The following is a 22,359-nucleotide window of genomic DNA, read 5'->3' as shown; positions in this document are numbered from 1 at the left end:
CTTGACGACGTTGGCCCGATCAATCTCTGGAGTGCTCCAACTCGAATTAGCCTAGGCGAATCTCTCACCGTTCTTTCTCTCTTGTACGTGTGCTCCATTTCTGCGTTCAACGCGGGCTATTTTTCTAGGATACCCGGTCACTTCACCGAGCTTTTTACCTTCTCGGACCTCATTGGAACGAATATCCAGATTCTACAGTATTTTATTTCCGCCTTTTCCATCTTCTGCACGTTCAGCTTCTTTGGTGGGCTGTTGCTGGCCGCGCTAGACATCAATATTAGTGCCACCGCCGAACGCGTTGCTCTTCGCTATCACATCAACTCATTCTTATTTTTGGTTGCGTTCTTGGTCCTGTGGTTCGTCGTGATGGCGATGTTCGCATTCTTGGACTACTTCAAGATAACGACCTTCACAATTTTGGTTCTGCCAGAGTTTATCTTTCAGGGCGTGCTGATCTTCTACTTCTGGGTTGGCTACAAGTACGACCACGGCTCGTTCCGCAGTGTCTTGATTCCCGTGCTGATAGGATTGGTGATGTTTTCGACTGCATCAGGCCGTGCTTGGCTCAAGAGTGAGATCGCACGAACGGACGGCATCCAATCCCTCTTCCTTCAAGACGGCGTATGCATCGATAGGAAGATTCTCAGAGCTTCATCAAATGGCTTCTTGCTCTACAATCCGGGCATGGAGGAGTTTGAATTTCGCTCGAAGGACACGATCAAGACAATCTTCCAGCGTCGAAGCTGCTCATGATTCGCTCACTCGGATGGTGAGAGAGACGGGTCGATGCCTGCATATTCGGTGCTCCAATGAATTTTCGAGGAGCTGGAAGGACTCTTATCCTTGTGTCCGGTTGGGTCGCGGCGCTTTTCATTGGGGTTCTCGACCTGCCGCAGAAAATTCATTCGTTCGCTGAAACACTACCGGCTGCCAAAGAAGATGTTGCAACGTGGTGGAATCTCAATACCGAGTTCACCGCTCATGGACCAACGAGGGCGATATAACCTCAACCAGCGATGCAATGCGGGTTGCGCTGAAAATGCGCGTTTACGGCGGGAAAGTCGATGGGGAAATATGGTCTAACGGTCTGAGCGGCACGATCCATCCCACCATTCTCCTAGGCGGCGAACTCCGTCACGGCAAACTGTGATTCTGAAGATGCTCAAGTCGCAGAAGAGGTGATGTCGTATATCTGCAACACGGTTTTCCGCTGAGTAACGGAACTGGTAAACATCTCTAGCGCCTGCTACAAATTCTATAGGTATTTCAATGGCGAACGTGTCGGAAAGCGCAATCCGCCCCCGGCTAATCGGCGCCTATCTGCCGGAGCCTTGAAGGGACACATCTAACGTGAGGTGATGGCAGCCGCAGTGACTACACGGGTGCATCGGATCGCGAGCAACCACCGATCATGCTCGACATCGATATCGGCGTGCCGATCGCGGTGATGTTGATGCTGGTGTTGACGTCGACAGCGACATGTCGATGATGATCGGCAGCCTTGCTGCTGACCATCATCATCCTGCTGGCGGCTGGTCTGAGCTATATCCCTCCGAGGAGTCGACGGCATTGCTTGGCTCTGGCAATCAGGTGGTCGGCGAGGCGCCCGATGATGGCGTTGTCCAGCCCGTCCTTCTGCGCTTGCTTCCGTACGGCGGCTACAATGTCCGGAAGCTGCTCGGCCATGCAAATCAGTTCGGCGATCACCTTGTCAGGATCGAGGCGCGTTTCGCGCGCGAACTTCTGCCAATCGCGCAAACTAATCTGGCTGAGCTTGTAATCACCGCCGATTTTCATCGCGAGCTTGATCTTCTGCAGATCGACGTCATCGTAGGGAAGAATGCTCGCAATGTCGTAGAGCGGGGCGAGCCGTACGTGAGGGCCTCCGGCCAGCAGCAGCGAATAATTTTTGGCGTGAGCATCCGTACCCGCAATCAGCCAATTGAAGCCGAGCGCGTCGACAAACGTGTCAACGTCCGCGACGCGATCCGTGGAGTAGGTGCGCAAAAGCTCGATCACATCGGCAGGGCTTGGTCCGCCATCGTTTTGATACTTCATGGTCGGCAGGATGCCGAGCGCCTGGCAGATATCTTCCTGGTGGACACGGACGATCTCGTTCCCACTGAACTGCCGGTCGTAGCGCTCGATGACGATGGCGATTTCCTTTCCGAAATGCATCACCTGGGTGTCGGCGACGGGCAGACCGAGATTGCGCGCAAGTATGAGGCAGATGTGTTCATTTTCCGCGTGTCCGTCGAAATGGCCGGTCGGCGGTTTGAGGATATGCGTCGTCGGAATGCGCCCAGAGGGAATTCCCCATTTGCCTTTTTGCAGAAGCAAGGCGGTTTTGGGTTGGGCACCCGCAAGACTGAATTGTCCGGTATCGCGCGGCAACCGCCATGCGGCGTGATCCTCGCGTAGAGTTTGCAGGCGATTGGCGATCGCCGTTTCGTCAAGCCATTCGACTTTGTCGTCGGCGCCGCTTCGCAAGGCCTCCAGCCGATCAGGCGTGACGAACTGAATGGCACCCGCGCAGTCCTCGCCGACATGGGAAATAAGGGCAAACACGTTCCGCGCGGACACCTGAAATCTTCGGGCCCACCGTTCGAGCACGCGTTCGTTGTCGGGCAGGAGTCCCCAGAGGAAAGCCTGCACGGCGGAAGGACCGTGCTCTTCGGCCGCGAGCGGCATGGAGAGCGACAGCGGATAGGCTCCCTCGGCCTGGCGCCAGTCCTTGTCGTAGACAAAGGTGAGCCGGCCGCGGGCGTCATTGCGCAGGCGGCCGATTTCCTGACCATCCAGCAGAGCAACAAGTTCGCTCGTCATGCCTTTTTCTTCCTGGCCTTGGCCACGATGGCGTTGATATCGACAGCTGGCCTGGTGACCCCGCGGGCGGGCGTTTGTTCGGTGCTCGCATCCAGGCGGATGTCCAGGGCGTCAAGGGCGCGAAGGATCAGCCCGAGCTCCGCGCGCGCGTGACCGTGCTCAACCTCGATCACCCACTGGCGGCTGACGCCAATGCGTTTGGCAAACGTCGATTGATCGAGTTTGAGCTTCTTGCGCCGATCGCGAAGGACGGCGCCGAGTTCGGCCGGGGTGCGTACGAACATGGGATTTCCAAATGTCATCGTTCGTTTACTTTAACATACGTCTGCGTTCGCTGACAATCCTAAATGTCACCGCTCGATGACACACTCGAATGTCATCGAGCGCCGACATTTCTACGTGTGACTCGGGGCGAATCGGCGTCGATATTCACCCGGCCCTCAACGTCCGCTCCGGCTTCTTGATCGATTACGAACGGGTCGTGCTCGGCCACGATAGGCGACAAACCTCAGCATCTGGCCATCGCGTGTCGAGGCGCGGCACTTACCGACGGATCACAAGGGCAATCTGATTAGAGGGCGACCCCCGCCCTGAGGGGCAATTCAACGCGCTGATCCAGCCGGAATGCTCACTGACAGCTTCGCCAGATGACAGGGCTGGACCGTACGCCTCCGATGGGGGCCGTCTTGCGTGAGGGTTGGTAATTCGCGAAGCGTGTGACCTTAAGTCTAGCTTTAAGGTCATCAGGCGATGCGGGTCGAGGTTTTAGGCGGGCTGGAGCGGCGGCGGCGTTGGTCGCAGGACGACAAGGCACGGATTGTCGAGGAGACGCTGGCACCGGGCGCGAAGGTAACTGAGGTTGCGCGGCGCAACGGAGTAGCGGCCAGCCTGGTGTTTACCTGGCGTCGACAAGCACGGACATCGGAACAAGTTGTACCATCTTTTACGCCGGTGCAGATCGCCGCCGTACCGGCCTCGACTGAAGAAACTGCGAAGCTTTTGCCTACGGTTGATGGCCGAGTTCGCTCGGCGGCAGCCGCACGTACTGGATTGATAGAGATCGATCTCGGCAACCGACGGTGCATCCGGGTGGATGCGCACGTCGATCCGGAGGCGCTGGCGCGGGTCCTCGATGTGCTTGGACGCCGATGATTGCTGTACCAGGGAATGTGCGAGTGTGGCTGGCGACAGGCTACACGGATATGCGCAGAGGCTTTCCGTCGCTGGCCCTCCATGAGCGGACTAGTAAGTACGCCGTACTACTCGGGGCAGGACGGGCGGTCTCGGACAAACCGGTTGGCAAGCGCGAGTACTGCGGCTTCGTCGGTCTCGAGCGCGATCTTCTGAGCAAGCATCACGTCGCCGGCTACCAGCGCTCGTTCGAGAACGAAACACCACCCGATCTTAGGCTGCATTTTTCATCAAGCTCCAAAACTGTGGTGCCCGCGCGCAAACGCGCTAGTTGCGACACCGCTACGTCTAAACAAAAACATTTGCCGCGCCGCGAGTCTGGCTAGTCCCGATAAGGCACGAACAGAGCAGCGTCTCATCTGCAGTCGGATCAAATGCCCGTACGGGTCTAAGATCACCCGCCGCCGTCCGGTTGACAGCGATAATCCGCGGCCTGTCAGCTTGTTGAAGCGCGGCTCGGCCTGGCCAGGCCCTTCAGGTCGCTTTGGTCAAAACAATGTCGGTTGTCGCCTGTATGGTCCATCACGATCTGAATAGCTATGGAAGAGAACTCCGCAAGCCCTAACCCTGACGCAGAAGAACCTCGCGGGCACCTAGTGTTCCTAGTCGCGGAGAAATTTGCCGTGTTTTCCGTTGGGCGGCCCGCCTGCAATCGGCGAGGCTCCGGCGTGTCGACTTAGAGTGGGTCCGCCACCGAGCCTGGTCAGCTCACAAGGGGCGTCATGCGGATCGTGACGGGGCGACTTGCTAGCATTGGTGTGGTGATTTCACTCTGCTGTTGGCAGGCGACGGACGAAACAGAACTCGCGGCAGGTCCCGCGGCCGCGCGCTGGTGGGGAGAGGAAGCCCGGGCCAATACTGTCCGTCCTTGGTCGGCCGAGGTCCGAATATCGCCTGACCAACTCTTATGACATCGGCACCTTCCTCGATTGCTATCTCGAAGTCGCTTGTCATCCCCATTGAGAGGAGATCAAGTCGCGTCGATGTTCTATCGCGGAGTGCGTCTCGAAGCCCCCGCAGCAACTTGAAACATTCGCGAACCTTGTCCGCCTCTCCGCTCAGGACGGCGAGAGTCATCAAGCCGCGAGGGACAAGGGCTGGATAGTCGGACAGCCGAAGAACAAAATCCTCTACCTCGTGGGGCGGCAAACCGTATTTGCTCACCTCACCCGAGGTGTTGACTTGGACGAACACGTCGAGATGCCGGCCTTCGGCGCTCAGGCGGGCCTGGAGCGCTTCGGCCAATCTCAAGCTATCCAACGCATGAAACTCGTTCGCGAACTTGACCATCGATTTCACTTTGTTCGTCTGGAGGTGACCGATGACACTCCAGTTCAACGACAGGTCGGCCAAATCGCGGACCTTGCTCTCCGCCTCTTGGACCTTGTTCTCGCCGAACTCGCAAAGGCCGAGTTCGGATGCGATACGGATAATCGCGGCGGGTACGGTCTTGCTGACAGGCAAAACACGAACTTCTGAACGCCTGCGGCGAGCCCGCATACAAGCCCGATTTATGCGCTGCTCAAGCTCATCAAGATTGGCGCGCAATAACGAGCGCGGATCGTCCGTGAATCGGACGCTATTCATTTGCGACATCGCGAATTCCTCGCTTCCACGTCCATGGTGTTTGACATGGCAAAGGCCAATGATTTCGGTAGCACATAAAGCAGAGTCGAGTCCGGCTAGTTCGTCAGAACCTCTCCCATCGACGCATAATCGAGGCCGTATCCCCCATAGGGACGATCCTAATCCCAGACAAGGTGCTCCGGATCTCGCGATCCGCCATCGCCCAACTCGCCGCTCTGGCTCAGGGAGGACAGCACGGAAACTTCTGTGCTGCTCGGGAGAGACAACTCACGCCGCTCCATTCACGAGTAAGGTTCATATTCGTTCAAATCGGGGCAGTTCTGGTCTGACGATGAGCGCCTCACCATCAACGATGCGGAAACGTGCGCTTGCCGGCAGGAACACCCACTACAATGGCGTCGAGAGCGGCCTTTATCGGTGCAGCCGTCACACGCGGACGGCAATCGAGTATCTATCCGAGAGCCGCACTTTTTTCGGACGCAACATTTTCAGAAGCGGCCAGCCCGAGGGCAAAAAGGTCAGCAGCGCGCCGATCGCCGCTCCATACTGCACCGCATCGGCCTGCGCCATCACGCTCGTGCTGCGAATTGTTGGCAGGACCTGGATGCGATCACCGAGTTTCGATAGGTTTCTCCGTGGAAAGCAGTTCGGGGATGTAGGCCGACAAAACGTGACCCGCTAGATCCGCCAAGGATTTGGGCCAGCGGCGGTGTTTGACTTATAGTTCCGCCCTTTAGAGATCGAGCGTGTAGTCAGTCCGCTTTTGCGACGTCACCTGACCCGTGGCGGGCGTGTCCAGGATCATCGCGATGTCGACTTCGCGCGTCGAGAGTGAATAGAGGCGCGGGAGATAACAAGCTTGGTCTCAATGTGGAGTGGTGGATCCGAAGGCCGCGACTGTCATCTGAGGAGATGGTCGACGGTGCCGAAGATGCTCGGAGCTGAGACGGCTTGCTTCTCGAGCGAACTAGCGGCGAATTCCGCAGAAGCACCGGGCGCGCACGCCATTTACTACGGTAGCCTTTGGCGACGCCGGGCTCAATCGGACCGGCCCACGTCCACACTGAGTCCGTTCAGGGACAAAACGGCGATGAGTCCGGCGCTGAGCGGCTTGAACTTTGCGCATCCAGCCCTTCATCGCTAAATCCATGTCCGACCCACATCCAGATGCTAAGGTTTGCGCTGCGTCGGCGGAACAAGGGTCGCGGAGTGCCCGATACGCTCAAATTCCGGAGGCGCAACACCCGATTGTTGCGATTGATTGAGCAAGAGATTCCTGCGCTTGTTGCCTGAGTGGACTGACCAGGCCACTGATTGAGAGTTATCTGCGCACTGAGCATTATCAATTACTTGCTGGTCGCAGGCCGTGTTTTTTTCAGGCGGTAAATGGAGATTCGTCGCACGTTCACGATACTTCATTGAGCCGCGTATCGTGGGAGTGGCTGAAGCTAAAGAGCATAGCGTCGGGTGGGCATGGGCGACCTCAGCCCGCTGGCCGGGGCAAGCCGAGCGAATCGCGCAAGGTCGAGCCTCAGTGCGGAACAGACCTCGATGTTGCAGCTCCGGCACGAGGCCGTGGACCAGCTCCTCCAAGCCGCCTGGAAGATATGGGACCTGCAACATGAAGCCGTCGCAAGCACCCGCCTCGAACCACTCCTGCATGCGATCAGCCACCGTGCTGGGAGTGCTGGCGAAGCCGCTGGTGGTTCTCCCCGCGCCGTAGCGCTGTCCTAGCTCAGCAAGGCTCAAGCCTGAGCGCCGCGTCAGTTCGGAGGCCTCGCGATAGTGCCCTTCGACGCCGGGAACGTCGAGATTCTCAGGCAACGCCGAGATGATAGGACAAAGTCGAGAGACCGGACTGCGGATGCGACAATTCGTGGAGCTGGTCGTTTAGCGCCTTGGCCTGCTTCTCCGTGTCGCCAATGACCGGGACGATGCCGGGCAACACCTTGACTGTATCAGGGTCGCGGCCGAAACGGACCGCCCGGGCGCGCAAGTCGTTGCGAAATTCGACGGCGACATCGATGAGGCCCGGCGTCACGAAGATGATCTGGGCCCATCGCGCAGCGAAATCGCGGCCACGATCCGAAGCGCCGGCTTGGATGAAGACCGGACGTCCTTGCGGGGGCCGGCTGACATTGAGCGGGCCGCGCACATTGAACCATTTGCCGGAATGATCGATCCGGTGCACCCGCGCAGCGTCGGCGAACAGCGGCGTCTGGCGATCCCGGACCAGCGCACCATCCTCCCACGAATTCCACAGCTTGCTCACGACCTCGAGAAATTCGACGGCGTTCGTAGTGCCCCTCGCGCGAGAGCTGCTCGGTCAAATCAAAATTGCGCGCTTCCGCCTGGAACTAGGTGACGATATTCCAGGCGGCGCGGCCACCGCTGAGATGATCGAGCGTCGCGAGCGCGCGCCAGCACATAGGGTTGGGCGTAGGATGTCAAATGGTCGCGCCGAGACGAGGTGCTTGATTGCACCCGTGATAATCGAGAGCACCACCAGCGGGTCGAGCCGCAGCGGGCCCAGCGCGCCATAGCGAAGCTGGCTATGCAGGCTGCCGCCCAGCGCGTCTGGGATCGCGAGTATGTCCGCAATGAACAGAAGATCGAACCGCCCCTGCTCCAGCAGCCAGCCGATATTCTGGTAGTAAGCCGCTGACAGCAGGTCGCCACCCGCCTTCGGATGCCGCCAACCGGCATGGCTCCCGGAAACCGGCCCCGCGGAGACAAAGGCGGCAAGATGCAGTTTCTTGTCAGGCATGGGGCAGCTCACTTTCCATGAGATCTCGACGGGGCCGCCGCGCTTCAGCGTGTTATAGATCGGGCAGTTGGCAGTGAATCTGTCAATCGGCGCTTTAATTGCGGTTTGTTGTCAAGCTACCATTCTTCCTCTCTCCAGTGACACGCCGGTAGCGATTGCTCCGTCGGAGCTGGTCAGGTTGCAGAGACGGAGCGATCGCGGATGGCGAGACGATTGCCTAGCGGGCTTGGCAATCGACGTCGTTCGCGGCTTCGTCGGGTTGGGTTGGTGTCGTAGCTGGGGTCTTGGTCCTTTCCGAGGTCGCGAGCGCCTCATGATGATGTCCGGATCGGGGCGCCTCAACGTTTGCAGCGGAGTGCGGGCGAACCGCCACCAGCCGATTGACCGAGGTCACCACGACCACCGCCCCAGCGGGACATCGCCAGTCCGGCGGACCGGACCAGGAACTTGCGAGCAAATATCAGATTGGCTTCGGCTGGCCCCAGTCGAACGACGTGCCATCGACCCAGATGCAGTGGAGAATCACGGCGATCTTTCGGGCGATGGCGACCTTTGCCTTCTTCATGCCGATCCGCTTAGCGAGCTTCATCCCCCAGGCCTTTAGGGAGCACCACTTTTGGTTCGATAAAGAAGGACAGTGGCGGCCTCGAACAAGTAAGTTCGGAGAAGCCGGTCGCCCCATCGAGATATCTTTCCGTGGTGTCGGTTTCGCCGGATTGGCTGCGCCTCGGCGTAAGGCCGAGCTAGGCGCCGACCGTCGAAGCCGATCGGAAGCGCGAGGGGTCATCGATCGTGTGGCGGAACGTTAGGGTCGTCACGACACCGACCCCCGGGACCGTCATCAGGCGACGCGTCGTGTCGTCCAGCTTTGCCAACCGGCGGACCTCGTTGTCGAACTTACCTTGTTGTTGACAAACGTTCTCATGGATCGAGAGCAGCGGCGATATCACGTTGAGAAGCAAATGATCGACGCCCAAGAGTTCGCTGACCTGGTTGCGGAATTTGTTGGCCGATCACGCGAGGGAACAGAAATCCACATTCCTTGATCAAACTGCGAACCTGGTTCTCGATGTCTCGAGCAGGAAGCACCGCCGCAACGGACAGTGATCGCCGTCACGAGAGGATGGTCCCACGGACCTTGAAGGGGCGCACGGCGAATCCCAAGGGTGAGCAGGCCTCGCGGCGCGGTGCGCCGTTCTTGCCAAGAACTGCTCGCGCGGTAAGCGCGATCGTGCCGCTCACGGTGGCAGACCTGGATGTGGCGATGTGCGTGGCGACAGTAACCCGGCCGCGATCCGCAATTCGATCCAATCCGACCAGGCCGACCGCGTGGCGACAATGTGCACGAATCCCGGCACCGAACCCTTTCCGTTGTCGAGAGGGTATCGCGCAATCCGCGGCGAATAAGTGTCTTTTGGCGCTCTTTCGGGCATGGCTGATCTGTCTCTTCGAGGCGATCTATGCAGTTTGTGCCATGCCGCTGCCGTGCCCGCGCTGCCCTCTGACGATGGCGCCCCTCCGAATGATGGTCGGCGGGGTCCTTTTGAGGGCGTGGGTTTGTGCGGGGAACGGCGCGACGGCCCGCTACAAATACATTTCACTTCGCGTATCCCCGTTTATTTTGTGCGAGTTGGCACAGAAAAGCGGTGCGCGAAGTGGCGCACGTCGTCCGGAAACCGTGATCTTTATGGGTTGGAACGCCCGGAGCCCGCACGAGGTTAGATAGATTGCTCCATCGCGGCCGCCGCTGACCGGCGCTCTCGATTGGAGGCGGGGCCCCATAAAGTTCATCGGGGACGAAGCTGGCGAGATCATCGCCCAAACATCAGATGACCATGTTGTAATCGGCGGCCACCACCGCCTCGCAGTGGCGGCCAGCCTCGGTAAAAGACTGGTCTGGCGAGATACCGGCGAACCTGTGAAGCTTGATCTCTTCTTCAAGCAGCATGGAAGCACTCCTAGACATACAGCCTGAGCCGCTCGCCGAGCGTATCGTTCTTCGGGTACATCGCGATGATCGCCATCATGGTCGCGCCGCTGGTGGCGTGATCGTTGGCGGTTGGGCCACCCTCTCAGGGAGAAGGACAGCGACATGACAGATCGCGAATTGCTGCGGGACGTGACGGCCATACAAAAAGGGAGGCCGCCTGCGTTGCCACAAGCGGCCCAAGTCTAGGGAGGAACGCCCAAGGAGGGCAACGATAGCAGGAAGCTACCGCATACCCTTAGCTAGACGATCGCGATCAGCGGCTCAATTGAACGTAAGGGGTGATGGAACGATACAAAGGTTTATGGTCCTGTCGGGCCTACTTGCTCTGCTGCTTGAGCACCCACAGCCGGTAGGCTCCATATCGCGCACCAGCCTTTGTGTGCGAGATGGTACGAAAGGAAGTTCGAAATCAGAAACCCCAAATACTCCAAATACCCTCAAAGGTCGCGGTCGCGCGGCCCTGCGGAGGTTGACACGCCCAGAGGGACCCGGACGACGCGACTGTGCGGAGGGTGGCCGCGACGGTCCGCGCAGCGTGTTATCACCTCGACTCACGATCACTATGTCCGCCCGGGGCAAAGCAGACATCCCGCCGCAAGGCCGCGATTTCCGATTTCGTTCGTTGACCCGATGCGGAAGTGGGGCCGACGCTTGAGCCTTTGTGATGCGTCGTCCTCACCTGAGCGTGCACGCGCAGGGTCAACGTGCAACCGAAAACCCATCGCGTGCAAAACGCTCAAGACGGTGCTGAATTCGGATGCGCCTTGCCGCCTGCGAACGCGCGGTAAAGGCTTGTTCGTGTGATTCCCAGAACGTCGCGCGAGCTCCGAAATGTCGTGCAGACGGACAGCATCCTCAATCGCACGACACCTATCGGCGATGTCGCCAGTCTCGAATGCGGCATTGAGGCATTCCGCAACTTCTCGGCGGTTCAGTCTGGATCTGATGCGCGCTTTGTATCTTTCTCAGACATGGCTTTAAACAAAAGGCCGGGCAAAAGGCCGGGCAAAATGCCCGGCCCACTGTCCTGACAAAGCGTCTAGATGAAGTCAGTATCTCGCGGCGACAGGAACTGTTCCCAAGCCGCCGAAGCGATAGTTAAAGCGCACCGTGACCAAGTCCACGTCCTGCTTGACGCCGTTCCCTAAGAGGGTGACGCCACCGGGCGTGACCACGCCTGCGAAGGAGGAGTTGTCACGCCCCATCCAGAGATGGTCATATTCAACACCGACCGACCAGTTCGGTGCGAAACCATATTCCCAGCCCACGCCAAGGGCGCCGCCCCAGCGCGTGTGACTTGCCGAGGCGAGGCCGACCCCGGTGATGTTGTTGAACACGTCAAAGCGATTGTGAGTGACGGCCGCGCCGCCCTTCACGTAGAGCAGCGATGCGTTCCATGCCCAACCGAGTTGGGCCGTGAAGAGGCCAATGCCATCGGTTTTCCCTGTGGTTGAAATCAGCGGATCGATCAGGCTGACGCGCGTATTCTTGATGTCAGCCCAATCGCCCTGTGCTTCCAGTCCGAACACAAACTGATTGGTTTGCCAGCGATACCCGATCTGTCCGCCAACAAGGCCGCCGGAGCGATCCGCGCAACCGCCTGCGACTGTCCCTGCGAGCGTAACGAAATCCACACAGCTGTGGGTTTGGCCCCAGCCGCCGTTGGCGCCGATGTAGAAACCAGTCCAGTCATAGATCGGAGCGACCACCGGCGGCGGCGCCTTAGTGTATGGGCGAGCCGCCAAATCAGCCGCCGACGCAGGGGCGGATAGAGCTACGGCCATCATCCCGGCTGCGACAATCAGAAGCTTTTTCATTACGAGAAATCTCCCCAGAAGAAGTTCAAAAAAGGCACGAAGCCCACCTAGGGAATCAATGGTATCCCGTTCGCCTGCAGGTTGATGTAGCCAAGCCGCAACACCCGGCTCAGATGTTTCTGGCAATCCTTATTTCTAATAAGAATTGCCGGCAACCAAATGCCCGCCAACGTGCATTAAATCGCGAGCGGGGGCTCTGGTCGACCGTTGGACTGCAGCATGGGAGCCCTCGCGCGAACCGGCGTCACAAACTTGTGGCATGACCATTGCATAATTCAGGACAACTGGGATTTCAGCGCTCAGTTAGAGAATAAGCGCTGCCGGAACGCTTATTTCGAGCCCGGCGACGCTTCACTTCCTTTCCCTTGCGCCACCGCTACGGCGCATATTGTTTCGACAGAGGGGGTATTGGCGCATGGCATACGACACGGCAACGGTACATTTGCTCCGCGACGTTCTAGACGAGGTTCTTTCCAGTCCGTCATTCACTCGTCAGCAGCAGCGATCTGCTCTGGAAGTTGCCGAGCGCGTTCTCTTGCTCGCTTCCCAAGGCGAGCGTGAACCGATCAGGATCAAGCGACACCTGCTAAATGAGTTTTTGGCATCCGCTGCCGGCGAAGCCAACCGGGTCGCCCCTTCGCCTGATCGACGGTGAGCCTGCATGGCGACCAAGTGCCGCTGGTAATGCCCTGCGGGTTCGATCGTGTCTACCATGTCACCACTGCCGCTCATCGGAGCATTCCCTGCCCATTGGCATGTCGCCTTGTGTTGTGCACAAAGCGGACTTGCTGAAGGCCAGCCCGAATGTCCGCTTTTGGGCGGAACTCCGACATCGCAGGTCTCACGGTGAGACCTTGGCCGCGTCGTCGCCTCCGTTGTGCCCGCCATGCCAACCACAGCAATCTGTAGCGGCTTGCCTGTCCATCGTGGACGGTGACCTTGCCCCTCGGGCTTAAATCCAGTTTGAAGTTCGTTCTGGCCCAAGACGAGGACCAGAGCATGAAGCGCAAGCGATTTACGGAAGAACAGATCATCGGGATTTTGAAGGAGCACGAAGCCGGGGTTCCAGTCGCCGATCTCTGCCACAAGCATGGTGTCAGCGACGCCAGCATCTACAAATGGAAGGCCCGGTTCGGCGGGATGGACGTCTCGGAGGCCAAGCGACTGCGATCGCTGGAGGACGAGAACACGAAGCTGAAGCGGCTTCTGGCAAGACGCCATGTTGGACAATGCGGCGCTGAAGGATCTCCTGGGAAAGAAGTGGTGACGCCCGCTGGGAAGCGGAAGGCTGTCGCTCATCTGGTGGATGCCCATAGGATGAGCGAACGGCGCGCGTGTAAAGCCATCGGCTGCTGCCGTATGACCATGAGATATCGGACGCCCCAGGCTGTCGATGCTAACCTTCGCCAGCGCATGAGGGCGATCGCCCAGGAGCGCCGCCGCTTCGGCTATCGGCGGCTGCATGTTCTGCTCAGGCGGGAGGGGTATCTGATCAGCCACAAGAAGCTCTTCCGGGGAATGCCCCACAGAAGGCAATCCAGCACACCACCGCCGCGCATTGCAGCACAACGAACTGCGGAGTGCCGCGAATGATCCGATTGCATGAAAAACACGATGATGAAGATCGATCTTTTCCTCATCCTGCTTTTCAAGCCGCAGGATGGGTCGATATTTTCTAACGGTCTTTTCGGTGATTCCTGCGCTGACATCGTCAGCTCGCGATCTGCTCGGCGGCTCGCCGCGCTGACTGTCGGGTCCGGTCGAGTGTCTCATCTCCGGCTTTCTCGGCTCGGGCACGCGCTTCACATTTCGAGCGAAGCTCCTCAATCTCATCATCTGTGAGGTGCTCGATTCCCACCAGACTATTGCGCGCCGCGCTCACGCGAATGAGTTCGTCCAGTTTCACCTGAATGGCCGCGCTGTCACGGTTTTGCGAGTTCTGAATCAGAAATACCATAAGGAAAGTTACGATTGTGGTCCCAGTATTAGACCAACTGCCACGTGTCCGAGAACTGGAAGAGTGGGCCGCTGATGCCCCATACGACCACCACACCCGCGGCTAACAGGAAGGTCGAGGCGCGGCCAGCCGCAAGCGAAGTCTTGTTAGCCAAATCACCGAAGAATTTTGAGATCCGGGATGGTTCGTGTCTCATGATTTTAGCCTCTACCACCGACCGTAGTGTTGTGTTGGGGCAAAAGTTCCGCGTTAGAAACTATGCTCTGCGCCATACTCTGTGAAATGCTTTTCGCGGGCGCTCCCGAGAGCAGGTATTGAAAGCGATCGCGGAGTACGTCCTAATCCGCGCCCGCTTGAGCCGACCTCAACCCTGGAATTTCACTTGCTCCGGACTCCAGACGGATCGCCAAGGCTTCGAGTCATGCCGGTCCACAAGCCAGCTGCGGAAAAATCTCTCACGCGAAGCGTTTTCCACGAGCGACCAGGTCGCAATATCGGGTCTCGTACTCTTTCGCCATCCGGCTTGCGGCGAAGCGCTCCTCGAACCGGGCGCGGACCATGCGTCGGTCCAGCTGGGATAGTTCTTTCACTGCCCTGATCGCCTGCTCCTCACCATCGACGATGAAGCCGGTGACGCCGTCCTCCACGACTTCCGGCACTGAGCCTGATCGATAGGCGATCACGGGCGTCCCGCACGCCATAGCCTCGATCCATGACCAGACCGAACGGCTCGGGCCAATCGATCGGAAACAGCAGGCCTGCTGCATTCGCGAGAAAAGGCTGTTTCTTCGCGTCGTCGACCTCGCCGACGAGCTGAACCGTCTGGCCAGCGATGTTCGGCTCGAGCTTGTTCTTGAAGTAGGCCGTCTCCGCCCGAGGAATCTTCGCAGCGATCCGCAGGGGCATCCGCGCCGCCCGCGCGATGCGGATGGCATCTTCCGGCCCCTTGTCCGCCGTCAGCAGCCCCAGAAAGGCCAGGTACCAACCTGGCTCGTAGGATGGCCGAAACATATCCTTGGGCAGTCCGTGCTGGATCGTCGCGATCCAGTTCGCCTCCGGATGCGGACGACGCTGGTCGGCGGAAATCGAGACGAACGGAGCGTCCGCAAAGGCACCGATTACCTGGGGCAGACCGGGAAGATCTAGCCGGCCGTGCATCGTCGTGAGGAAAGGCACGCCGGCTCGGCTGAGCACCGGAAGGGGGAACCAGTCGACGTGCGAGTGGATCACGTCGAAGTCGCGCGCTCGCTCGGCGACGGCTTCGATCAGAAGCGCGCAGGCTGCGCTCGGATCCGCCCCTTTCCGCCCCAGGCGCAGCGCGCGCGGCCACACGGCGTGAAGCTTTCCCTTTGTCTTGGAGTCCCCGCTTGCAAACAGGGTGACGTCGTGTCCGAGTTCGACCAGTTCGTCCACGAGCCAGGCGATCACTCGCTCAGTGCCGCCGTAGAGCTTGGGAGGTACGCTCTCGGCCAACGGAGCAAGCTGGGCAATCCGCATCGGCTAGACCCCGAACACGAACCGCAGGACTGTCACGATCCTCGCGGAAATGAGGGACGAAATCGCGAGCAACGTCCAATAAGGCCTCGTGCTTCCGCAGACCACGTGCGCTGCGAGCGTCTTCACGGCCGTCAACGTCCGTCTCGAGGAAGCCGCTGCAGGTAGGCTATCCCGAAGCCAGCGAGCTCTTCGGTATCGCTCTCGCGCGGCTTCGACCGCCCGTGGAGGTGGCGCTCCAGCAGGCAGCGCCGGCTGTCGTGCGCATCGACCTCGGGGTGGCGCGCCCGGTACACCATCCAGGCGGTCTCCGTGGCGTTCTTCAAAACAACTTTGTCGACCATGCTCACTCTCCGGAGACGAACCCAGTCGCTGCCAACTCAAGGCATTTCGGAAAGTTTCCGGATTTTCCCGACAGTAGACGAAGGGAGGAGGCTCAAGATGCTCTGCGCCCGCGTACTTGCCGCACGCCGGCGCTGCAGGCGTTGGATTCGGCCAATCCATGTGGAGGCGACAGTGGGGCGCGGGCTTCGCACGACAGCTGCTCGACCGGACCATCCCGTCCGGTTTGCGGCCCGGAAAACTTGGCTTGAAATCGAGTACCGTCCTGCCCTTCTCCGCAAACGGCCATCCGAGGTTTAGGCGTTCGACTAGGCTTGCGAGAAGATGTCGAGATCCGGAAGGCGCGCGGCCACTGGCCCGAATTTCCGCCCAGACGGGCCCCGCGCGCGGCACTCGGTCCCACCCCGGCCTAGACCACCACATTGGAGGAGAGCTTGCCGACTTGCCGCAGGCATCGCGGCTCGCCTTGGTGTCTTCAGCTGAGTTTGGGCGGCTCAATGTGTGTATCTTTTGATACTTTGCGCATCGTTATGCTTTGCTACTGTTTCCCGGAACGGAGGGGGCGTGGCATGGACCAGCTAAGAAAGCACTGGGGCAACTCACCCCCCACACTGTCCGAATTGCCGCATCACTATGACATGGTTCCGCTCGGAGCTGGTGCGCGACAACACGGAAGAGACAATCGCTCACCTTTTCGTCTGCCCCAACTGCAAACGCGCAGAGCGGAGCGATACAAAGTTCACTCCGATGCGCGGGTCGCCCGACAAACTGGCATCCCAGGTTTCGCGCCTTGACTGGTGGAAGGTAAGCCGCCAGGGGCGGCCCTAACTGAAACGCGCCGGAAGAGCGGCGGGCGCCCGCGAATGTGTCCTTTTCAATCAGGAAGCAGGAGGAGCGTCGCAGCTTAGAAGATCGCCGGGTGTCACAAAACCTGACGACCAGAGCACTCACGGGCCAGCTACGGTACCGGGTGAAAAACCGTTCTGCGGTTGCCTGTTTCTCAGAGCGCAAGCGACTTTCCGCTCGTGGCCGACCGCCGAACCGAGGCGTGCCGATTACGGCTGATTACGGCACATGGAATGGGAATGCACGGCCCCGGCTGTTTCTCCCAACCTGCGGCTGGGGCCGTTTAGACGTGCGTTGCATCGCTCAACCCGGTCCGCCACCATTTTAGAGGTATTGCCATCGCGCTATTTGGGCTGACCATTCTTTTCGCAACTCGATCAGCGCTCTTCTATGGTCGAAATACTGACGCTGCGCGCACGGTTGTGCGGGAGATTAGTCGCGGTTTGGGGTTGTAGGTGAGTCGTGCTGCGCTCATTCGGGCGGGGATGCGAGCTTCCTCAACGGCTATTTCTTCAACAGTATCCCTATCCTTCGCGCCATTCGCCTCACAGATCCTGCGTGACGGCCCAGCTCGGCTGCGACTCTTCGATACGCCAGCGCCTGCCCGGGCCAGCTTGGATAATTGCTGGACCTCACGGTCGGCCCATTGCTTTGGCTTTTGTGTTTTCATGATGCTGCGCTCAAACCTGCCGCAATTTAACCATTGCGCCTGGTTACCGGCACTTGAGAAATTTACGGGTGGTGCCGGCCACCACGAGCCTAAGCGGTGCGGCGGCTTTCCAAAACGACAAGTCAACGATATCATTGCGAGCACATCATCGTTTGACAGCGCATCTATAAGCTTATCGACCGCTGAAGCTGCGTTGTGTAGCCGCACGGATATCGTGCAGCACGCGCGAGCGTCATGTCGCTCACATGGCCCTTTTCCATCTATGGAAAGAAGACCGGGGGATGGTGGGTTTTCCCTGACGATCCGACATCGGGTCGCACGCTCCGGGATGCTTGCTGTGACTACATCGAAGCTATGGCCATCGATTCGGACGAAGACGATCAGGACGACGTTGGCGACGATGATGAAACCTGACTCGCAGCTCTATTGAGGGACTCAAAGGTCCCATAATGATCTTTAAGGCAACTGAGAATTGCGATGGCGGGCGCTCTGCGGGGCGTTTCCTCTGGAGGCGACCGCGGATGCTGGAGTAAGCGCGCGTTCCAAGGCGTAATTGCGTGATCAGGTCAGGGCTGAAGAGGTCCTTCTCTCCGCGCCGAAATTCCTTCCCTGTATCGTTCGCGAGCACCGCATGTACACCAAAAGCCGTGGCGGAGCCGTGTGGTCCGTCAGAGCACAAAGGTTTCAACCAGGACGAATGTCCAGTCGGAACATTGCATCAAATGAAGAGCGTTGGCGCTCGAGACGAAAGCCAACCGCAGCAAGCGCGCATATCGAGTGGCGGTCGGGGCCAGGAAAAACAAAAAATTAGTTCTCGCGCATAATCATAATGACTCCAACGCAAAAACAAAAAATAAGGTGGGAAAAACATGGGAGGCTGGAATGGAAACCGCACAGCGCTTGCGCGCGATGGCGCGCTCTGTCGGCAGAGTGCCGCGCTTCATCCTGACAGAAGCTGGAAACTGCTCGCCGAGGCAGAATACTGGGAGCATTTGGCGGCGACTCCTCTCCCAACAGACATTGAACGCTGCTTCATCCCTGGTCAGCATGACTTAGCTGCTGCCTAGCGCTCACCATTTGTCGTTTCGAAAATCGGATTGGGGTAAATGAGTATTCTTTGGGGCCAGTGGATGACTTCGTGTACCAACGAACGGCCGATGTGTCCCGTATGCAAACACCGGATGGCATTGGCGCGCATCTCTCCCGGCAAGTCCGGATTCGAGACGCGCACGTTCGAATGCTCGACCTGCGAACGTACCGAGACGGCGTCGTTCGCTGTGGATCCAATGAAGACAGATGCGGTCGGTTGGCTTGCAGGCGAATTGAACCCGCCTCGGTGAGCTTGGTGCTGTTGGTGATGCAGCCGGATGAATGTCCAATCGGCAGCACGAACGTTGTGCTATCGTGAGTACAATGGTGTGCCGGGACCTGGGTGGCGTTTCCGGATTGCAAGAGCATCGAGCGCAGTGCGATAGATTTCAGCGTTGCTGTGATCTCGAACCCGAATTGCAGAATTGCGGGACATCAGTTCTGGTCGCACCAGCGTGAGCTCCGCCGCGAGACGTTCTGCTTGGTCCGCCGCTCCTTGTCGATCTTCTAAGATCATTCCGCCCTGATGCTGGCATGTTGCATCGGTGACAAGCTCGAATTCATAGTACGGCATGAAAGCCTCTCTACAAGGCCCCGCTCAGAGCGTACCTGCGCTCCCCATCAGGTGAATTATCGTATGTGAATGCGAAAGCTGGTTTGTGGAAGGATGCGGACCGACTTTCGACCAATGGCCAAATCCGGTGCCGCTGTGGCGGGCTGATGCTGTTCGCCGAAGTCCACAAAATCTGCGCCCTGGCTTGCGGGCCATCTGCGTACCACCATACCGAAGCCTTGGTTGCGAGACGCGAAAGGCAGTAGCTTTGGTGCGGTCGAGGAACTTCGGAGCTTCAACAATATTCTGTCATGATCAACAAGGAGGGATCCGCATGCCGATGCAGACCGTGATGGACAGTACCGGCGACAGCCGTCACTTCTTCGATGCGGACGATGCAGGGGAAGTAGCCAAGGCGGAGCAGCGATTCCGCGAGCTGACGAACGTCGGCTTCACCGCCGCGGTCCGGACCGGTTCAGGTCAGGTGTCGCGGATCCGATCGTTCGACCCCACTGCGGAAGAAACTCTCTTCTTCCCCAGGCTGGTCGGCGGCTGAATCGCGAAGCCGTGCGGCTGTTCAGACGCTCGCGGCCGGGTGAACGCTCACGGATGAGAGCTGCAAAGGCGCTGTTCATTCGACACGGCGCCGAGAGCACTCCGGAAGGACGCGCGCTGCTGCTGCTGCTGCATTACCTCTCGCCTGTCCAACGGCGGCAATTCGCGGAAAAGGGTTATTTCGAGGTAATCGGCGGCGACACGGGCAACCACTATAGGATCTATGCGGGAGCGGCTGCGAATGTCTGCGAGATCGGCGAAAACGGCGGTCCAAGGATCGGCTTGTGTTTCCTGCCCGTTGGCGATCTTCCGATTGGAGACGTCATGCTGGCCCAGAAGATCGCGCTCGAAACGTGCGAGGGCAGCGCGCTCGCGGTAGCCCGAAAGTTCACTCCCAGCCGTTTCTTGTTCAGCCGGTCCCGCCCGCTTCGCTAGCCGCGCGGCGTCGTGTCAGTCAAGTTTGGGCGTGACGTCGCCTATTGGGCCTTCGCTTCCATGACGGGCTGCCGCTACATGCCCGTTCACCGGGGTAGACCGGAAGTCATCACATCGGGAGCAGGCCGACGCGATTGACCCATTCCGGACGTCTATGCTGGCTGAAATAGAGCCGCCACGGTTAGATTAGGGGTCGAGCAGAAGCTTACTCTTCTCACTGCATTACTGTTTTCTTTGGCTGACCCTGAACTCATTGTCCAAGATAGCCAGGACGACGCGATGAAATTTCATCAAGCTAAGTTTGGAATGAGCCAATTGCCTGCAGACGAAGTGGGTCAAGATTTTCCATTGATAATCGCAACGATGCCGGCAAGCTCGCGGCAACGTGCCGTAGCAGTCGGTGTCATCGTCCTTTTGATGGTGGCGGCGGCAGTTATGGCACCATACGCGAACATACAGGTCCGCCGAATTGACTCATTCATCCCGGTTTTGCAAACCGTCTTAGCCGTTGCCGATCTCCTCACGGCAATTTTTCTGTTCGCTCAATTTTCTATCCAACCGCAACGCGCGTTGCTTGCGCTCGCGAGCGCTTACATATTCAGCGGCTCATTTGCATTCCTGCAGACGCTCGCTTTTCCGGGCGGGTACGCGCCCGACGGTCTGATTGGTGACGGACCTAACACTCCAGCTTGGATTTACGTGCTTTGGCACCGCACGTTTACGGCGGCTGTCCTTGTCTATGCAATCTCCAAAGACACCATCGGAAACAGCAAGTTTCCGGCCGGATCCAAAATGGCGCCGATCATAGTTACTGTTGGTGGTGTCCTTGCGACGATTGCTGTACTCACTTGGATCGTATGCACAAAGACGGAATACCTGCCAAGCTTCTTCACTAATGACATCAGATTGCAGACGAAATTTGGGAATCAGGTCAACCTCGCGCTGTGGCTCTGGGGTGCTACCGCGACAGCGGTATTGCTGTTACGTAGACGTACGATCCTAGATTTGTGGTTGATCGTGACGTTGCTTGCCTACATGCCTAGCTTCTTGGTGGCAATCATCGGCAGCTCGATACGATTTACGATTGGTTGGTACGCAGCTAGATGCTTTGTTCTCGTTGCCAGTTGCATGTTGCTGAGCGTGCTGATCGTCGAAACAATCTTCCTCTATTCACGTCTCGCCAGTGCGATCATTTTACAAGGCCGCGAACGCGCCAACCGACTTTTGAGCATAGATGCTGTCACGGCGGCCATTGCCCACGAACTAAGGACGCCGTTGGCAGCGATATCGCTTAATGCCAACACCGCGCGGAGCCAACTTCGTTCGAAGCCTCCAGAGCTTGATCAAATGGACGATATACTCAGTGATATAGAAGGCGACAGCTTTCGCGCGAACGAAATCATTACGAGCATTCGCGAACTGTCAAAAAAAACGACTGATCGAAGCGCATCTACACGTATTGAGGATGCGGTTCGCTTAATACTTAGACTGTTGCATCATGAGCTTACAGTCCATGAAGTAGCTGTCACCACAGAATTTGAGAGTAGTCTCCCAGAGGTGCATCTAGATAGCACGCAATTGCAGCAAGTGCTCTTGAACCTCGTCAAGAATGCTGTAGACGCAATGCACTCCGTGCCTCCAGAAGCCCGACATCTGAGGCTCACAGCGAGTTTAAACGGCCAGTCGAGGATACTATTGTCGGTTGAGGACTCCGGGCCTGGAATTCCGGTTGAGGATCGCGAGCGCATATTCGATCCATTCTTTACGAAGAAGTCCGCTGGTATCGGCTTGGGCCTCGCCATCGCTTCTAGCTTGGTAGCGGGCTTCGGAGGCACATTGCGGCTCGCCAAGTCAGACTGCGCTGGTTCCGTTTTTCAGGTCGAGATACCGGCCAGCGGGCAACACTCGGCCAAGTAGGTGCGATCTTTGGACTATCTGCGAAGTAGCGGCGGCATTCAACAGGTCCGCTCACCGGCGCATGGCGGACTGGATTTTCTCTCGTTGAGTTCTTCGTATTTTGACCCGTGTATGGTCCGGCCGCGCGTTGCAAGAGGTTTCGTCAACCTGGCAGATGCGGTCTTGCCCAATGTATCCGGCCTCTGATTGGAGCGTGTTGTGCTCCGGGCCATCATGGATATCAGCGCGCATTCGAGCTAATTAGCGGACAGGCCTCGAACGGGCCATTCGGGTCACCAGTGTTCGCATGCGCCGGGAAGACCGATCCTCCATCGTTGTCTCAT

Annotated in this window: 19 protein-coding genes and 4 pseudogenes; 8 read left to right on the top strand and 15 right to left on the bottom strand. The window is 58.5% G+C overall.

Annotated elements, in window-relative coordinates; all coding sequences use genetic code 11:
• Positions 1 to 81: 81 nt before the first annotated feature.
• A complete protein-coding gene (locus FXB41_RS39200) occupies positions 82 to 753 on the top strand; it encodes a hypothetical protein (protein WP_219685561.1) in 672 nt (223 codons plus the stop codon).
• A 621-nt stretch (positions 754 to 1,374) separates the two neighbouring features.
• Here the strand turns inward: FXB41_RS39200 and FXB41_RS39195 are convergent.
• The 3 genes from FXB41_RS39195 to FXB41_RS39185 are packed head-to-tail and all read right to left on the bottom strand — an operon-like array spanning position 1,375 to position 3,110.
• A complete protein-coding gene (locus tag FXB41_RS39195) occupies positions 1,375 to 1,515 on the bottom strand; it encodes a hypothetical protein (RefSeq protein WP_219685560.1) in 141 nt (46 codons plus the stop codon).
• Between the two features lie 27 nt (positions 1,516 to 1,542).
• Positions 1,543 to 2,826, bottom strand: coding sequence for a type II toxin-antitoxin system HipA family toxin (locus FXB41_RS39190; protein ID WP_219685559.1), 1,284 nt, complete (start codon positions 2,824 to 2,826; stop codon positions 1,543 to 1,545).
• On the bottom strand, positions 2,823 to 3,110 hold the full coding sequence (locus FXB41_RS39185) for a helix-turn-helix domain-containing protein (RefSeq protein ID WP_219685558.1): 288 nt from the start codon (positions 3,108 to 3,110) through the stop codon (positions 2,823 to 2,825). The genes FXB41_RS39190 and FXB41_RS39185 overlap by 4 nt, the downstream gene beginning before the upstream one ends.
• A 466-nt stretch (positions 3,111 to 3,576) precedes the next feature.
• Between FXB41_RS39185 and tnpA the strand changes: the two genes are divergently transcribed.
• Positions 3,577 to 3,978 (top strand): IS66-like element accessory protein TnpA, encoded by a 402-nt coding sequence (tnpA, locus tag FXB41_RS39180; protein WP_219685557.1) that lies wholly within the window; start codon positions 3,577 to 3,579, stop codon positions 3,976 to 3,978.
• 107 nt (positions 3,979 to 4,085) lie between these two features.
• Here the strand turns inward: tnpA and FXB41_RS39175 are convergent, their stop codons facing one another.
• The 8 genes and pseudogenes from FXB41_RS39175 to FXB41_RS39150 all read right to left on the bottom strand — a co-directional run bounded on the left by FXB41_RS39175 (position 4,086) and on the right by FXB41_RS39150 (position 12,178).
• Positions 4,086 to 4,241, bottom strand: coding sequence for a hypothetical protein (locus FXB41_RS39175; protein WP_246649579.1), 156 nt, complete (start codon positions 4,239 to 4,241; stop codon positions 4,086 to 4,088).
• 523 nt (positions 4,242 to 4,764) lie between these two features.
• Positions 4,765 to 5,613 (bottom strand): YggS family pyridoxal phosphate-dependent enzyme, encoded by an 849-nt coding sequence (locus tag FXB41_RS39170; RefSeq protein ID WP_246649577.1) that lies wholly within the window; start codon positions 5,611 to 5,613, stop codon positions 4,765 to 4,767.
• A 417-nt stretch (positions 5,614 to 6,030) separates the two neighbouring features.
• Positions 6,031 to 6,174 carry a hypothetical protein gene (locus FXB41_RS39165; RefSeq protein WP_219685556.1) on the bottom strand — a complete coding sequence of 48 codons (144 nt, stop codon included), beginning with the start codon at positions 6,172 to 6,174 and terminating at the stop codon, positions 6,031 to 6,033.
• A 1,246-nt stretch (positions 6,175 to 7,420) separates the two neighbouring features.
• Positions 7,421 to 7,876: an LLM class flavin-dependent oxidoreductase gene (locus FXB41_RS41360; protein WP_259219217.1), complete on the bottom strand. Its 456-nt coding sequence runs from the start codon at positions 7,874 to 7,876 to the stop codon at positions 7,421 to 7,423.
• A gap of 54 nt (positions 7,877 to 7,930) precedes the next feature.
• On the bottom strand, positions 7,931 to 8,371 hold the full coding sequence (locus FXB41_RS41355) for an LLM class oxidoreductase (protein ID WP_246649574.1): 441 nt from the start codon (positions 8,369 to 8,371) through the stop codon (positions 7,931 to 7,933).
• 460 nt (positions 8,372 to 8,831) lie between these two features.
• Positions 8,832 to 9,222, bottom strand: a pseudogene (locus FXB41_RS42215) (transposase); the annotation flags it as partial.
• 974 nt (positions 9,223 to 10,196) lie between these two features.
• Complete coding sequence (locus tag FXB41_RS41635; RefSeq protein ID WP_259219214.1) at positions 10,197 to 10,319, bottom strand: hypothetical protein; 123 nt, start codon at positions 10,317 to 10,319, stop codon at positions 10,197 to 10,199.
• Between the two features lie 1,091 nt (positions 10,320 to 11,410).
• Positions 11,411 to 12,178, bottom strand: coding sequence for an outer membrane protein (locus tag FXB41_RS39150; protein ID WP_219685555.1), 768 nt, complete (start codon positions 12,176 to 12,178; stop codon positions 11,411 to 11,413).
• Positions 12,179 to 13,177: 999 nt separating this feature from the next.
• On the opposite strand from FXB41_RS39150, the pseudogene FXB41_RS39145 reads away from it, so the two are divergent.
• A pseudogene (locus tag FXB41_RS39145) lies at positions 13,178 to 13,693 on the top strand (transposase); the annotation flags it as partial.
• 196 nt (positions 13,694 to 13,889) lie between these two features.
• Here FXB41_RS39145 and FXB41_RS39140 read toward each other — a convergent pair.
• The 3 genes and pseudogenes from FXB41_RS39140 to FXB41_RS39130 form a co-directional block, all read right to left on the bottom strand.
• A pseudogene (locus FXB41_RS39140) lies at positions 13,890 to 14,331 on the bottom strand (low affinity iron permease family protein).
• 259 nt (positions 14,332 to 14,590) lie between these two features.
• Positions 14,591 to 15,632 (bottom strand): annotated as a pseudogene (locus tag FXB41_RS39135) (glycosyltransferase family 4 protein).
• Positions 15,633 to 15,763: 131 nt separating this feature from the next.
• The gene (locus tag FXB41_RS39130) at positions 15,764 to 15,973 is read right to left on the bottom strand and encodes a hypothetical protein (protein WP_219685554.1); all 210 of its coding nucleotides are present in this window, start codon (positions 15,971 to 15,973) and stop codon (positions 15,764 to 15,766) included.
• 1,748 nt (positions 15,974 to 17,721) lie between these two features.
• On the opposite strand from FXB41_RS39130, the gene FXB41_RS39125 reads away from it, so the two are divergent.
• Both FXB41_RS39125 and FXB41_RS41345 read left to right on the top strand, forming a co-directional pair.
• The gene (locus FXB41_RS39125) at positions 17,722 to 17,901 is read left to right on the top strand and encodes a hypothetical protein (protein WP_219685553.1); all 180 of its coding nucleotides are present in this window, start codon (positions 17,722 to 17,724) and stop codon (positions 17,899 to 17,901) included.
• A 318-nt stretch (positions 17,902 to 18,219) separates the two neighbouring features.
• Positions 18,220 to 18,543 carry a hypothetical protein gene (locus FXB41_RS41345; RefSeq protein ID WP_246649571.1) on the top strand — a complete coding sequence of 108 codons (324 nt, stop codon included), beginning with the start codon at positions 18,220 to 18,222 and terminating at the stop codon, positions 18,541 to 18,543.
• A gap of 343 nt (positions 18,544 to 18,886) precedes the next feature.
• On the opposite strand, the gene FXB41_RS39115 is transcribed toward FXB41_RS41345, so the two are convergent.
• Entirely contained in the window at positions 18,887 to 19,150 is a 264-nt protein-coding gene (locus FXB41_RS39115; RefSeq protein WP_219685552.1) for a DUF6894 family protein, read from the bottom strand.
• A gap of 313 nt (positions 19,151 to 19,463) precedes the next feature.
• Between FXB41_RS39115 and FXB41_RS39110 the strand changes: the two genes are divergently transcribed.
• The 3 genes from FXB41_RS39110 (at position 19,464) to FXB41_RS39100 (ending at position 22,036) form a co-directional block, all read left to right on the top strand.
• On the top strand, positions 19,464 to 19,685 hold the full coding sequence (locus tag FXB41_RS39110; RefSeq protein WP_219685551.1) for a hypothetical protein: 222 nt from the start codon (positions 19,464 to 19,466) through the stop codon (positions 19,683 to 19,685).
• 53 nt (positions 19,686 to 19,738) lie between these two features.
• Positions 19,739 to 20,119 carry a hypothetical protein gene (locus tag FXB41_RS39105; RefSeq protein WP_219685550.1) on the top strand — a complete coding sequence of 127 codons (381 nt, stop codon included), beginning with the start codon at positions 19,739 to 19,741 and terminating at the stop codon, positions 20,117 to 20,119.
• Between the two features lie 279 nt (positions 20,120 to 20,398).
• Positions 20,399 to 22,036, top strand: a complete 1,638-nt coding sequence (locus FXB41_RS39100) for a sensor histidine kinase (protein WP_219685549.1) — start codon at positions 20,399 to 20,401, stop codon at positions 22,034 to 22,036.
• Positions 22,037 to 22,359 lie beyond the last annotated feature (323 nt).

This window comes from Bradyrhizobium canariense (assembly GCF_019402665.1).
Taxonomy (GTDB): domain Bacteria; phylum Pseudomonadota; class Alphaproteobacteria; order Rhizobiales; family Xanthobacteraceae; genus Bradyrhizobium; species Bradyrhizobium canariense.
The sequence above is the reverse complement of the archived record's forward strand: the minus strand, read 5'-3'. Positions and strand labels throughout refer to the sequence as shown.